This window comes from Rhizobium grahamii (assembly GCF_009498215.1).
Classification (GTDB): Bacteria; Pseudomonadota; Alphaproteobacteria; order Rhizobiales; family Rhizobiaceae; genus Rhizobium; species Rhizobium grahamii_A.
Map to the genome: position 1 here is coordinate 639,179 of NZ_CP043498.1, position 14,135 is coordinate 653,313.

Genomic DNA, 14,135 nt, shown 5'->3' on the forward strand with positions numbered 1-14,135 from the left:
CGGATTGAAAAATGAAACGGGCGCCTGAGCGCCCGTTCGTCATTTATTCGGCGGCGATTGCCCGACGGGGCTCTTCCTGCTCCTCATGCTTCTTCCGTCGGCCGAGGCCAAGCAGCCAATCGTTCAACCTGCCCATCTCGACGAAGATGACGGGCGTGATGAACAGGGTAAGCGCTTGCGACACGATGAGGCCGCCGACGACGGCAATACCGAGCGGCTGGCGAAGTTCCGAACTCGCGCCCGTGCCGAGAGCGATAGGCAGCGCGCCGAGCAGTGCGCAGAAGGTCGTCATCATGATCGGCCGGAAACGCCGGACGCAGGCTTCGTGAATTGCCTCCGAGGTAGACATTCCGGTACCGGAACGCAGGTTCTCCAGCGCCACGTCAATCATCATGATGGCGTTCTTCTTGACGATGCCGATCAGCATCAGCAGGCCGATGAGGGCAATGATCGACAGATCGAAGCCCATGACCTTGAGCGCCAACAATGCACCGAGAGCTGCCGCCGGCAGGCCGGACAGGATCGTCAGCGGATGGATGAAGCTCTCATACAGCACGCCGAGCACGACATAGATCGTCAGCACCGCTGCCAGGATCAGGAGCGGCGTGTTGCTCTGCGATTGTTCGAAGATCTGCGCCGTGCCGCCGTAGGACGTGAAGATGTCCGTCGGCATATCGATATCCTTCTTGATCTGGTCAATCGCAGCCGTTGCATCGCCGAGCGATTCGCCGGCCGGCACGTTGAAGGATACGGTCGTCGAAACCAGCTGGCCCGTCTGGTTGATCGTCACAGGCCCGGTCGTGCGCCGAACCGTTGCGAAATTGGACAACGGCACCAGAGCACCGCTACTGGAGGCAACACGGATGTCTTGAAGCTTCTGGTCGTCCCAGGGCTTGCTTGTGTCGTACTCGACGAGGACGTCATAGCTCTCGCCGGTGGATTGGATCTGGGCCGCCGCGTAACCGCCAAACGATTCCTGCAGCGTGGTCCGAAGCTGGTCGTCGGTGATGCCGAATGCCGCGGCCTTCTCCGTATCGACGACGATATCGGCCTGCAGAGCGTTGTTCTGTGCATCAGAAGTTACGTCCGTGAATCGCGGATCGGCGCGCATGGCCTGTTGAATCTTGTCCGCCCACAGGTTCGTCTGGTCGGCACTCAGCGCCTGAATGACCAGCTGATACTGGCTGGCTGTCTGTCGGCCACCGAACCGCAGGCTCTGCTGTGGCGTGATGAACGCCTGAAGGCCCGCGATCTTCCCGATGCTTGCGCGCAATTCCCTCAACGTCTGGTCAAGCGGCGGCCGCTGGTCCTTGTCCTTCAGCTCGACATACATCGTGCCGTTGTTCAGCGGGCTGCGCGCATTTCCGCCGACGATCGACATGACGTGATTGACGGCAGGGTTCTGCTTCACCAGTGCTGCTGCCTGGTTCTGAAGCTCCTGCATGGCAGGATAGGAAATATCCTGACGGGCACGCGTGGATATTGATAGACGTCCGATATCCTCGGTCGGGAAGAAGCTCGCGGGCAGGGTCATGAACAGATAGATGGTCAGTCCGACCGAAGCGAGGAACAGCCCGAGGATCGCGGGACGATGCGCAAGGCACCAGCCCACGGATCTTTCGTACCCTCGCAGTGTCCAGTCGAAACCGGCGTCGAACCATCGAATGAAAATCGGTGGCTGCTCGTGACCGCTGCCGAGCCGGGATGCCAGCATCGGCGTGACCGTCAGTGACACGATCGCGGAGGCAACGATGGCGATCGCCACGACCATGCCGAACTCGTTGAAGATGCGGCCGACGACACCGCCCATGAGAAGGATCGGAATGAAGACCGCAATCAGCGACACGGACATCGAAACGATCGTGTAGCTGACTTCCCCGGAACCCTTGATCGCCGCCTGAAGCACGGGCATGCCGTCTTCCACGTGCCGAAGGATGTTTTCGAGCATGACGATCGCGTCGTCGACGACGAGGCCGACCGCCAGTGTCAGCCCTAGCAGCGAGATATTGTCGATACTGTAGCCGAGCACGTACATCATGCCGAACGTCGTGATCAGCGAGAGAGGCACGGCAAGGCCGGGAATGATGGTCGCCGTCAGATGGCCGGTGAAGAGGTAGATAACCAGCACTACAAGGCCGATCGTCAGCAGCAGCGTGAATTTCACGTCGGCGATTGCATCGCGGATCGGCTTTGCCGAGTCGTTCATGACAGTGGTGGTGACGGACGCGGGGATTTCCGCGTGCAGGGCCGGCAGCTTCGCACTGATGGCGTCGACCACTTCGACGGTATTGGCGTCTGGCTGACGCTGGATTGCAAGCAGGATGCTGCGCTTGCCGTCATACCAGCTACCGGTGTTCAGGTTCTCGACGCTGTCCTGCACGTCGGCAACGTCGCCGAGATGGATCGGAGCTCCGCCGGGATTGGCGATGACGAGGGAGCGGAACTCTTCAGCATTTGTCCGTTGCGTATCGGCATTGATCGTCATGCTCTGGCTGTCGTTCTGCAGCGTGCCGACGGGCACCTGACTGTTCGCCGCAACCAGCGCCTTGTTGACCGCGTCGATACCGATGCCGCGATTGAGAAGCTTGTTGGGATCGACCTCGACGCGCACGGCGTATGTCTGGGCGCCGAAAACGCTGACCTCCGCCACGCCCGGAAGCGTCGCCAGCGACGGCGAGATGATATTTTCGGCAATGTCATCGAGCTTGCTGCGCGGCATCGTATCGCTTTGCACGGCAAGCAGCATGACCGGGGCGTCAGCGGGATTGGTCTTGCGGTAGCTCGGCGGCGTCGTCATGTTGTCGGGCAATTGACGCGTTGCATGCGAGATCGCCGCCTGCACGTCTGCGGCTGCCGCGTCGATGTTGCGGTTCAGGTCGAACTGCAACACGATGCTGGTATTGCCGAGCGAGTTCGTGGCGCTGATCTCGCTGATGCCGGGGATGGTCTCGAACTGCTTGATGAGCGGCGTCGCGACTGATGTTGCCATCGTTTTCGGCGATGCGCCGGTCAGGGCGGCTGACACGTTGATCGTCGGAAAGTCGACCTGCGGAAGTGCCGCGACCGGCACAAGCTGATAGCCGGCAAGGCCGGCAAGCACGGCCCCGATGGCTAGCAATGTGGTTGCAACAGGCCGTTGGATACAGAAGTTCGGTATCATTCCTCGGTACCCGCCACGATGGTTTCTGTCTTGGCAGTCTCGTTCGCCCCGGCAACGTTCAGAGCCTTGTCGTCGAACTGTTCCTTAACGGCCTGCTTATCGACAAGCTGCGCCTGACCTTCGACAACGACATGATCGCCCTCGGCAAGGCCGCTGGAAATGGCGCTGAAGCCACCATTCGCGCGCGCGACCGTCACAGGCGTCAGTTGCACCTTTCCGTCCCTCACGACAAACGAATAGAAACCGTTCGCACCGGGGCTGACTGCCACTGTCGGTACTACGACCTGCTGCTGGTTGTCCTCGAAGTGGACGACGATGTTGACGGACTGGCCGGGCCAGAGGGCGCCCGAAGCGTTCTCGAACTTCGCCTTTGCCAGGATCGTGCCGGACGCGGAATCGACGGTATTGTCGTAGAAGCTGATGTGTCCCTTGCGCGGCTTGCCCTTGTCAGACCGCGGAACCGTCGTCACGTCCACGGGACCTGCCGCCATTGCCTGCTTGAGCTGGCGGAGATCGCTTTCCTGCAGATGGAACTTGACGTAGATCGGATCGTACTTCGCGATGGTAACGATCTGTGATCCCGCGTTGACGAAAGCGCCCGGGCTGACGGCAATGTCTCCCAACCGGCCATCGAACGGCGCCCGGATTTCTGTGTGCTCGAGAAGGATCTTGTCCGATGCGACGGAAGCCTTGTCGGCCTGCACGGTGGCCGCAGCGGTATCGCGCGCGGCCTTTGCCTGATCGTAGGTCTGCTGGGTCCCCGCCTTTGAGCTCAGCAGGTCGGCAGCACGGGTAAGGGCCGTTTCGGCTTCCTGCAATGTCGCCTGATCGCGGACGGTCATTGCATCATCCTTGTCGACCGTTGCTTGGGCTGTCCGGTTGTCCAGCTTGACGATCAGGTCACCAGCCTTGACGGTCGCGCCATCGGTCGCGACAATCTCCGTGACGAGGCCCTGTTCCTGTGCCGCGATCGTGGTGTTGTCGTCGGCATCGGCCCAGCCGGAGGCCGTGACATCACGCGGCAGGATGGTTTTCGTCGCCGCAACGGTCTTCACCAGCGTCGGGCCGCCGCTGCCGCGATTGTGTCCCTTTCCGCTCTTCTGATCTCCGGCCTGCTGAGCGCCGTCGCTGCCGCTCGCGTGCCCGTTGGTAGCGTCGGCTTGCTGCGTTGCTTTGGGAGTGAATCTTGAAAGGTAGGGAATGCGGTCTCTATATTGCCAGGCGCCAGCGCCGGCAGCGGCAATGATACAGATGGTTATCCAAAGCTTCTTCATGGTTAAGACCGGTCGTAGGCAGGTTGCGCAAATATCCAGCCCTTATTGAACCACGTTTATTACGGCGCAAAAACGACACAATTCGCCGCTGACCATCACTAAGTGGTTATAATAGCTTAAATTTTCGTAATGAAAGGAATCTCTAATACAATAGATGCTTTGAGCATCTTCGGCAACCGCGCTCGCCACTCTCGAGCAGCGAGCGCAATTCTCTTTTCTAATCAGACGGATCGCGCGGCGCCGCCATCGCAGCGCACAAGGCTGCCCGTTATGTAGCTCGCCTGCCGGCTGCAAAGGAACGCTGCCGTCGCCGCGAACTCATCAACCGTCCCGTAGCGCCCAACCGGAATGGCTGCTTCCTTCCGGCTGCGGATCGCATCGAGGCTTTCACCTGTGCGCTTTGCCGCTGCGCCATCAAGGTCATCAAGGCGGTCCGTCAGTATGCTGCCGGGAAGCAGCAGGTTCGACGTGATTCCATGCTTGCCGACCTCGGTGGCCAACGTCTTGCTCCAACCGGCAAGGGCAGGGCGCAGCGTGTTGGATAGCGCAAGCTGCTGGATCGGCTCGATGACACCCGATGAAGCAACCGTGAGAATCCGACCCCATTGCTGCGACTTCATCGCGGGAAGCAGGGTGTTGGTCAGCGAGATTACGCGAAGAACCATGGAGAAGAAGTAAGTCTCCAGTTTCTCCGGGGTCATCTCTTCTGTGGTTCCGGGCGTTGGACCTCCCGTATTGTTGACCAGGATGTCGATGCCGCCAAGCTTTGCGTTGGCGGCTGCGCCGACAGTCTCGACGAAGTTCTCGTCGAAGAGATCGGCCCAAACCCAGTCTGCCTTGCCTTTGCCCTCGGCGTTGATGGCAGCGCAGTTTGCTTCAAGCGTTTCGCCGCTTCGGCCGCAGAGAAGCACGTTGACGCCCTCGCGCGCCAATGCGACGGCAATTCCGCGACCGAGGCCGCGCGACGATGCCAGGACCAGCGCCCGCTTCCCCTTGATTCCGAGATCCATTTTCAGCCTCCATACTATCATCGATCTATAGGACGTTCGGCTGCGGGAGGGAAAGACGAAGTCGGCAATCGTCCGATAAAATATTGACGTTAACGTAAGGTGCGTTCTATTTGTTTGTGCGGAGGAATATCATTGCGCGAAATGGGAGATTGGCTGTCGCTTCCCGGCTCGACAATGCTTCTGCGTTTTGACAAGAGATAACCACTTGACGGGGAATATGGCCGCAATGTCGGCCAAGCGGAGATGGATGCATGACCGACACGACTGAACTGCCCGAGCGCGAAAGCATGGAATTCGACGTCGTGATCGTTGGCGGCGGTCCTGCGGGTCTGTCGGCGGCGATCCGGCTGAAGCAGCTCAATCCGGAGCTGTCGGTGGTCGTGCTGGAGAAGGGGGCCGAGGTCGGCGCCCATATCCTGTCGGGTGCCGTCGTCGATCCGATAGGCATCGACCGGCTGCTGCCGGACTGGCGTGATGAGGCGGATCATCCGTTCAAGACCGAGGTCAAGGACGATCACTTCCTGCTGCTCGGCCCTGCCGGCTCGGTGCGCTTGCCGAACCTGCTGATGCCGCCTTTGATGAACAATCACGGCAATTACATCGTCTCGCTTGGCAATGTCTGTCGCTGGCTGGCGGGCCACGCGGAGGCGCTCGGCGTCGAGATCTATCCGGGCTTTGCCGCGACCGAAGTGCTCTACAATGACGAGGGCGCGGTCATCGGCGTCGCCACCGGCGACATGGGCATCGAGAAGAACGGCGAGCCCGGCCCGAACTACACCCGCGGCATGGAATTGCATGGAAAGTACGTCCTGATCGGTGAAGGCGTGCGCGGCTCGCTCGCCAAGCAGCTCATCGCCAAATTCGATCTCTCGAGGGATCGCGAGCCCCAGAAGTTCGGCATCGGCATCAAGGAACTCTGGCAGGTCAAGCCGGAGAACCACAAGCAGGGTTTGGTGCAGCACTCCTTCGGCTGGCCGCTCGGCATGAAGACCGGCGGCGGTTCCTTCCTCTATCACCTGGAAGACAACCTTGTGGCCGTCGGCTTCGTCGTCCACCTGAACTACAAGAATCCCTACCTCTATCCCTTCGAGGAGTTCCAGCGGTTCAAGACGCATCCGTCGATCCGCACCACCTTCGAAGGGGGCAAACGCCTGTCCTATGGCGCGCGTGCGATTACAGAAGGTGGCTGGCAGTCGGTGCCGAAGCTGTCCTTCCCCGGTGGCGCGCTGATCGGCTGTTCGGCCGGCTTCGTCAACGTGCCGCGCATCAAGGGCAGCCACAATGCGGTGCTATCAGGCATGATGGCGGCGGACCGCATTGCCGCTGCGATCGCCGATGGCCGCGCCAATGACGAAGTGGTCGAGATCGAGACTGACTGGCGCTCGAGCGACATCGGCAAGGACCTGAAGAGGGTGCGCAACGTCAAGCCGCTGTGGTCGAAGTTCGGCACGGCTGTTGGCGTGGCGCTCGGCGGTCTCGACATGTGGACAAACCAGCTTTTCGGCCTGTCGCTCTTCGGCACCTTGAAGCACGGCAAGACCGATGCCGCCTCGCTGGAACCGGCCTCGAAACACAAGAAGATCGACTATCCGAAGCCGGACGGCGTACTGACCTTCGACCGTCTCTCCTCGGTGTTCCTGTCGAACACCAACCATGAGGAAGACCAGCCGGTGCATCTCAAGGTTAAGGACATGGCGCTGCAGGTGTCGTCGGAGCACGACATCTATGCCGGCCCCTCGACCCGCTACTGTCCGGCAGGCGTCTACGAATGGGTGGAGAAGGATGGCCAAGAGACCTACGTCATCAACGCCCAGAACTGCGTCCACTGCAAGACCTGCGACATCAAGGACCCTAACCAGAACATCAACTGGGTCCCGCCGCAGGGCGGCGAAGGCCCGGTCTATCCGAATATGTAGGATGCAGAGATGAGCAGCGCCTGCACTATACGACGGGCGCGCCTCGATGAACTGCCGCGCCTGACCGAGATCGAAATCGACGCCTTTGCAACGCTTGCGGCGGCACTCGGCGTCGCCCACGAGGCGCATGCCCTGGCGCGGGAAGTGCTGCGGGGATCGCTGAATGCGGGCCTTCTCCTGGTCGCCGCTGACGAAGGCGACCAGCCGGTTGGCTTTCTCGCGGCGGAAGAAGTCGACGACGCGCTCTACATTATTGAACTGGACGTCTGTCGGGAATGGCAGCGCAAGGGTGTCGGACGGCAGCTCATATCTGCTGCGATTGCGTTGGCCCGAACACGCCAGCTATCGTCCCTGACGCTCACCACCGATCGCCACGTTCCGTTCAACGCACCGTTCTATGCCTCGCTCGGCTTCGTGCTACCGGGTTCCGAGGCAATGCCCCAGTTCCTTCGGAAGAAGCTGGAGCACGAAGTTTCTGTCGGGATGGATGCGGAGCGACGCGCCGCGATGGTTCTCACTCTCTGACTGCCTGACCTGATAAAGGCTTGAGCCGGCGGATTGGCCCCAGCTCAAGCGATCGAGCATTATTGTTTGCGCGAGGCGATACCGGTCGAGAGCGCCACGCCGAGCCCGGTGATGACGGCTGCGGCAATCTCCGTGACGCCGATCTCTTCCCCAAGCAGCATGCCGCCGCCGATCGTTGCCAGCACCGGCGTGATCGCCGTGAAGGCCGCTGCCTGTGTGCCGCCGAGCGCGTGGACGGCGAGGCCGTAGGCGACAGCCGCGGCAAGGCCGGAAAGAACGCCCTGGCTCAACACCTGCAGTCCGATTTCACCAAGCGGCGCACTGGCGATCGAGGTGCCGAAGACGATGGCCAGGCCGACATGGATCAGGAAGGACCAGATCGCGATGAGTGCGCTCGCCTGGACGGCAGTCAGGCCGGATCGGCGGAAGGCATGCGTGTAGCTCGCCCACAGAATTGCTCCCATCGGCAGCAGGACGAAGCTGCTCCACGGCAGGGTGGTGCCCGCAAGGCTGCGCGCCAGCAGGATGGCAACGCCCGCTACAATCCCGGCGAGGCCGAGGACCCGCATGAAATCGGGGCGTTCCCGGAAGACCACGACGCCGATCAGGGCGGTCGCGAGCGGCATTGAGCCGCCGAGCAGAATGCCGGCGGCGGACGCCGGCGTGGAGTGAATGGCCGACGTGGTCAGCTGGAAGAACACTGCACCCGCGCCCGCAACCATCGTGGCAAGCCGGCCGAGCGGAACGCCCTTCGGCATCAGGCCGATCTTCAGCCAGACAGGCGCCAGCACGAGGGCTGGAACGCCGTAGCGGATCAGGCCGATATCAACAGTCGTAAGTTGCGTCGCTGCGCTGTGGCGCGTCGCGAGGATCCATGCGGCCCAGATGAGGACCGTTACGACCGCACCGGCATATCCGACTGTCGTCGAGGTGGATTTCTCGTTGTTGGTGAAGGTTACGGCACTCATCGGTGTCTCCTCTCAAGATCGTCCGGAGCTGTCCGGTTGAAAGAAGATTAGGCGGAAATGGCGCGGCATGTCCTTGCTATCTCTGCCACCAGAAGTCTAGTGTGAGCAACTATCTGCTAAGATGCCATAAGGATTTTATCGAACATGCCAAATCTGGATAAATTCGATCTGGCGATCCTCAGGTGTCTTCAGGAGGATGCGCGCGCCACCAACGTGGAGATCGCCGAAAAGGTGAACCTGTCGCCATCGCCCTGCCTGCGTCGAATCCGCAATCTCGAAAAGACCGGCGTCATCCGCGGCTACCGTGCCGATATCGACCGCAAGGAAGTCGGTCTCGGCTTGACGGTTTTCGTCGAGCTGAAGGTCGCCCATCACACCCGCGAGAACGCGCAGGCGCAGGAGGCGGCGCTGCTCGCCATCCCCGAAGTCGTCTCGTGCTTTCTGATTTCGGGAACCGCCGACTTTCTGGCGGAAGTCGTGGTCGAGGATCTGGCGGCTTACGAGCGGTTGCTGACTGACACGCTGCTGACCTTGCCGAACGTCAGCGACATCCGCTCGAACTTCGCCATCCGCAGCATGAAGACCCACGGCGCGCTGAAGCTGCCCCAGTCGAAATGAAAACGGGGCCGAACTGGCCCCGTTTCATGCTTAGAGTAGCGTCCCGCTGAGGATCATCAGCGCGACGGAGAAGTAGATCACCAGCCCGCTCACATCGACGAGGGTCGCGACGAACGGGGCCGAGGCACTGGCCGGATCGAGCTTCAGTCTCTGCAGCACGAAAGGCAGCATGGAGCCGGCCAGCGACCCGAAGGTGACGATGCCGATCAACGCCGCGAAGATCGTCACGCCGACGAGGACCCAGTGCTCGCCGTAGTCGTAGAGCCCGATGCTCTGCCAGAGCACGATGCGGGCGAAGCCGACGAGACCGAGGATCGCGCCGAGCACGATGCCGGTCGGCAGTTCGCGCAGCAGGACGCGCCACCAGTCGGAGAGCTTGAGTTCCCCGAGCGCCAGCGCCCGGATGATCAGCGACGTGGCCTGCGACCCGCTATTGCCGCCCGAGCTCATGATCAGCGGTACGAACAGCGTCAGCACGATTGCCTTCTCCAGTTCGCCTTCGAAGTGCTGCATGGCGCTTGCTGTCAGCATCTCGCCGAGGAATAGAGCACTGAGCCAGCCCGCGCGCTTGCGGATCATGCCGACGAAGCCGATCTTCATGTACGGCTTGCCAAGCGCTTCCATGCCGCCGAACTTCTGGGCGTCTTCGGTCTGGTCGGCGATCATCGTGTCGATCACGTCATCGACCGTGACGATGCCAAGCATGTGGCCATCTTCGTTGACGACGGGAAGGGCCAGTAGATTATGCTTGCGGATCAGCCGGGCGACATCTTCCTGCGTCATCAGCGGATCGGCACGCACAACCCCTTCCTTCTGCGCAACAGTCAGGACGGATTCACCGGGCTCACCGGTGATGAGGCGGCGGAGCGTGACGACGCTGGTCAGCACGCGGCTGACCGCATCGAGCACATAGATGGCATAGACCGTCTCGCGTGAGCGCTCGACCTTGCGGACATGCTCCAGCGTCTGCTCGACCGTCCACGTGTCGGGCACGCTGACGAACTCCGTGGTCATGATGCTGCCGGCCGTACGGGGCGGGTAGCCCATCAGGTGCTGGACGGCGAGGCAGGTCGTGCGATCAAGCCGCGAAAACAGGTGGGCGCGAGCGTCCTCGTTCATTTCCTGAAAGAGGTCGGCAACACGGTCGTTCGCCAGTGCATTCAGCAGCCGGGCAGCGTCTTCCGCTGGCATGTCGGCAAGGATTGCTGCTGCGTGATGCAACTCGGGTCGGCCGAGAATACGCACGGCCTTCTGCTGCGGCAGCGTAACCAGGATTGCTGCTGCTTCGGATACTTCAAGTGTGTTCAACTGCTCGACGCGCTCGGCCGTTGTGATCGGTCCGAGGTGATCGCTGCTGAAGAAACGAGCGGCATGGCCCGCCCGCAGAGGGAAGCGATTGATGTTCATAAGCTCGCCTTTCCGTCGATCCGCCGTAGCGTCCAACGGGCGAGCCCGACAGAGTCAGGTCAGCGCACGAGGGCCGCGTACGGCAAAGGCAATCGACTGCTACTGTCGCTTGGCATCGTGATGATGGCTCCGTTGATATCCGCGGAAAGCTAGCGCCTTCCACGTAAGGCTGTAGGTGGTCTCAAACGTCGGAAAAGTCAAGCACCCTAGATGCTTAACGCCAGAATGCCGCACCCGCTGGATGCGCCATTCCGGTATTGGTTTTCGGGCGATGCCGATGACCCGGCATTGAGGCGAACTCAGAAGCCTTCCAGAACGACCTTTCCCTTCATCTTGCCGCTTTCCACCATCGCATGGGCAACCTTGAGGTTTGCGGCATTGATCGTTCCGGCGGTTTCGTTGAGCGTGGTCTTGATCTGCCCGGCATCGACCAAGTTGGCGATGGTGTTCAAAAGCCGATGCTGCTCGATCATGTCGGGCGTGTCGAAGAGCGGCCGTGTGAACATCAGTTCCCAGTGAATCGAGACCGCCTTGCGCTTGAAGGGCATCACGTCGAGCGCCTTGGGGTCGTCGATCAGCGCAAAACGCCCCTGCGGCGCGATGGCATCCACGATATCCGCCAGATGATCGCTTGTGTTGGTCGTCGAGAAGATGAAGCCCGGTGCGCCGATGCCGAGCGCCGCGACCTGCTTGGCGATCGGCTTTGAATGATCGATGACGTGGTGCGCTCCGAGTTGCTTCACCCAGTCTTGTGTTTCCGGTCGGGACGCGGTTGCGATAACCGTGAGATCTGTCAGCGCGCGGGCGATCTGGATGGCGATCGAGCCCACGCCGCCGGCTCCCCCGATGATCAGGATCGCTTTCGCTGCTCCGGGAACCACATCGCGCACCTTCAGTCGATCGAAAAGCGTCTCGTATGCCGTGATCGACGTCAGCGGCAGTGCAGCCGCGGCGGCAAAGTCGAGGGTCTTTGGCTTGTGGCCGACAATGCGCTCGTCGACCAGCTGGAACTCGGCATTGGAGCCTTGGCGGGCGATCGATCCCGCATAGAAGACCTCGTCGCCGACCTTGAAGAGCGAGACATCCGGCCCGACGGCTTTGACGACGCCCGCAGCATCCCAGCCAAGGATCTTCGCCTGGCCGTCAGGCGGTGTCACGCCGGCGCGTACCTTGACGTCGACAGGATTGACCGAAACAGCTTTCACCTCCACCAGAATGTCGTGGCCGGTTGCATCCGGCACGGGCAGCTCGATGTCGATCAGCGATGTCTCAGCCGAAATGGGTTGCGGGGTTTTGTAGCCGACGGCGCGCATGATGAATTCCTTGTTGCGTTGCACGCATGCTAGATGCGACCTATCTGTCGAAGGCGCAAGAATGCACAAATTCTGTACGTAGTACCAAAAAGGATACCGTAGGATGTCGCTTCCCCGAGCCAAGCTCACCAAGAACTTTCCCGGTTGTCCTGTCGAAGCAACGCTCAGTTTCCTCGATGGGAAATGGAAGGGCGTCATCCTTTTTCATCTGATGGATGAAACGCTGCGCTTCAACGAGCTGCGCCGCAAGCTGCCTGCGATTACGCAGCGCATGCTGACCAAACAACTGCGGGAACTTGAAGAATCCGGGCTGGTGTCGCGAACGGTCTTTGCCGTCGTGCCGCCGCGCGTGGAATATGCGCTGACGGCGCTTGGAGACACGTTGCGCCCCGTTATCGAGGCGCTTGCTGTCTGGGGCGAGCAGAATGTCTTCTGCTATCCGGATGGACGCCGGCTGCGGGACGTCGCAGCCGAGCAAGATCTAGCTGCGGGCGCGACGGTCGAGGCGTAGCGAAGCCGCAAAGACGAACATGCCGAGGAACGACAGGGCTGCGCCGACATAGCCCGTCGCTGCAAAGCCGTATCCCCAGGCGATCACGAGCCCGCCCAGCCAGGCGCCGAGCGCGTTGGCGATGTTGAAGGCCGAGTGGTTCGACGCTGCGGCAAGGGTCTGGGCATCCGCGGCGACATCCATCAGTCTGGTTTGCAGGGCAGGGCCCGCCGCAAAACCGCAGCCGATCAGGAAGACGCAGAGCGCGAGCATGACCGGGATCGTGGCCGTCAGTGAGAAAAGCGACAGCACGACGACGTTGAAGATCAGAGAGCCGGCAATTGTGCCCATGAGCGACTTGTCGGCAAGCCATGATCCGATGACGTTGCCGGCGTTCATTCCGACGCCGAACAGGATCATCATCACGGCAACCATGCTCTCGGGCAGCATCGCGACCTTTGTTGTCGTGTCGGCGATGTAGCTGAACATCGCGAACATGCCGCCGTATCCGACGGCGGCGATCGCGAGCGTCAAAAGAACCTGGGGGCGCTTGAAGGCGCCGAGCTCGCGGCGGAAGCTCGCGCCTTCGGCAACCTGGTCGCGCGGCACATAGTACCAGATCAAGGCCATGGTAACGAGGCCGATCACACCAACAGACGTAAACGCCACCCGCCAGTCGAGCGATTGTCCGAAGAAGGTCGCCAATGGCGTGCCGAGCAGGGTTGCGATGGTCAGGCCGAGCATGACCCTGCCGACTGCGCGTGCACGCTTGTGCGCAGGCACCATGGATGCTGCAACGATGGCGGCGACACCGAAATAGGCGCCGTGCGGCAGTCCGGTGATGAAACGGATGAGGGCGAAGCTCTCGAAGGTAGGCGCCATCGCGCTGGCAATATTGCCTACGGCAAAGATAGCCATCAGCAACAGAAGCAGCGAACGCCGCGCCATTTTCGCGGCGAGAACGGCGATAACGGGGGCACCAATGACGACGCCGAGGGCATAGGCGCTGATCACGTATCCCGCCTCGGGCGTCGTAACCGAGAATGTCCCGGCCACATTGGGCAGCAGGCCCATGATCGCGAATTCGCCGGTGCCAATGCCGAAGCCGCCGCAGGCAAGTGCCAGCTGGACCAGAGCAACAGCCATGGGCGAGGGCGCCTCAACTGCGGAATCGGCATCAATGGAATCGTTTACGGCAATCTGGCTCACGCGAGCTCCTCGGCATGCAATGTCAGGTGTCCGGCAACATGAAAGCGTCGGCAAACGCCAGCCGGAAATGCGGATATGAAAGGAAAAGGGAACTCTGCCCCACCAGACACTTATCGATGATTTGGTGTCGAACGTCTTCTGCGTTCTTTGCACTGCAGCACCGCCAACAGTGCATACGTGCCATGCGCGGCAGGCGCGACTCGTGCTGGTTGTTGAAATCACGAGCGCAAGAACCATCTCTAAGC

Annotated in this window: 11 protein-coding genes; 4 read left to right on the top strand and 7 right to left on the bottom strand. The window is 61.2% G+C overall.

Going from position 1 to position 14,135, the window contains the following annotated elements:
• Positions 1–43: 43 nt before the first annotated feature.
• From FZ934_RS03185 to FZ934_RS03195, 3 genes are all read right to left on the bottom strand, one after another.
• Positions 44–3,160: an efflux RND transporter permease subunit gene (locus FZ934_RS03185; protein WP_153269886.1), complete on the bottom strand. Its 3,117-nt coding sequence runs from the start codon at positions 3,158–3,160 to the stop codon at positions 44–46.
• Positions 3,157–4,434, bottom strand: coding sequence for an efflux RND transporter periplasmic adaptor subunit (locus tag FZ934_RS03190; protein ID WP_153269887.1), 1,278 nt, complete (start codon positions 4,432–4,434; stop codon positions 3,157–3,159). The genes FZ934_RS03185 and FZ934_RS03190 overlap by 4 nt, the downstream gene beginning before the upstream one ends.
• Before the next feature lie 221 nt (positions 4,435–4,655).
• Positions 4,656–5,444 (bottom strand): SDR family oxidoreductase, encoded by a 789-nt coding sequence (locus FZ934_RS03195; protein WP_153269888.1) that lies wholly within the window; start codon positions 5,442–5,444, stop codon positions 4,656–4,658.
• Between the two features lie 251 nt (positions 5,445–5,695).
• On the opposite strand from FZ934_RS03195, the gene FZ934_RS03200 reads away from it, so the two are divergent.
• Together FZ934_RS03200 and FZ934_RS03205 are read left to right on the top strand one after the other, a co-directional pair.
• Entirely contained in the window at positions 5,696–7,360 is a 1,665-nt protein-coding gene (locus FZ934_RS03200; RefSeq protein WP_153269889.1) for an electron transfer flavoprotein-ubiquinone oxidoreductase, read from the top strand.
• Positions 7,361–7,369: 9 nt separating this feature from the next.
• Positions 7,370–7,885, top strand: a complete 516-nt coding sequence (locus FZ934_RS03205) for a GNAT family N-acetyltransferase (RefSeq protein ID WP_153269890.1) — start codon at positions 7,370–7,372, stop codon at positions 7,883–7,885.
• Positions 7,886–7,944: 59 nt separating this feature from the next.
• Here FZ934_RS03205 and FZ934_RS03210 read toward each other — a convergent pair whose 3' ends face one another.
• A complete protein-coding gene (locus tag FZ934_RS03210; RefSeq protein ID WP_153269891.1) occupies positions 7,945–8,853 on the bottom strand; it encodes a DMT family transporter in 909 nt (302 codons plus the stop codon).
• Positions 8,854–8,997: 144 nt separating this feature from the next.
• Here FZ934_RS03210 and FZ934_RS03215 point away from each other — a divergent pair, with 144 nt between their 5' ends.
• Positions 8,998–9,471 carry an Lrp/AsnC family transcriptional regulator gene (locus FZ934_RS03215; RefSeq protein ID WP_153269892.1) on the top strand — a complete coding sequence of 158 codons (474 nt, stop codon included), beginning with the start codon at positions 8,998–9,000 and terminating at the stop codon, positions 9,469–9,471.
• A gap of 30 nt (positions 9,472–9,501) precedes the next feature.
• Here FZ934_RS03215 and mgtE read toward each other — a convergent pair whose 3' ends face one another.
• Both mgtE and FZ934_RS03225 read right to left on the bottom strand, forming a co-directional pair.
• Entirely contained in the window at positions 9,502–10,878 is a 1,377-nt protein-coding gene (gene mgtE / locus FZ934_RS03220) for a magnesium transporter (protein WP_153269893.1), read from the bottom strand.
• A gap of 299 nt (positions 10,879–11,177) precedes the next feature.
• Positions 11,178–12,191 carry a zinc-binding alcohol dehydrogenase family protein gene (locus FZ934_RS03225; RefSeq protein WP_153269894.1) on the bottom strand — a complete coding sequence of 338 codons (1,014 nt, stop codon included), beginning with the start codon at positions 12,189–12,191 and terminating at the stop codon, positions 11,178–11,180.
• 103 nt (positions 12,192–12,294) lie between these two features.
• On the opposite strand from FZ934_RS03225, the gene FZ934_RS03230 reads away from it, so the two are divergent.
• A complete protein-coding gene (locus FZ934_RS03230; RefSeq protein ID WP_153269895.1) occupies positions 12,295–12,702 on the top strand; it encodes a winged helix-turn-helix transcriptional regulator in 408 nt (135 codons plus the stop codon).
• Here FZ934_RS03230 and FZ934_RS03235 read toward each other — a convergent pair.
• Complete coding sequence (locus tag FZ934_RS03235; protein ID WP_153269896.1) at positions 12,673–13,890, bottom strand: MFS transporter; 1,218 nt, start codon at positions 13,888–13,890, stop codon at positions 12,673–12,675. The two genes, FZ934_RS03230 and FZ934_RS03235, sit on opposite strands and share 30 nt — an antisense overlap.
• Positions 13,891–14,135: the final 245 nt, after the last annotated feature.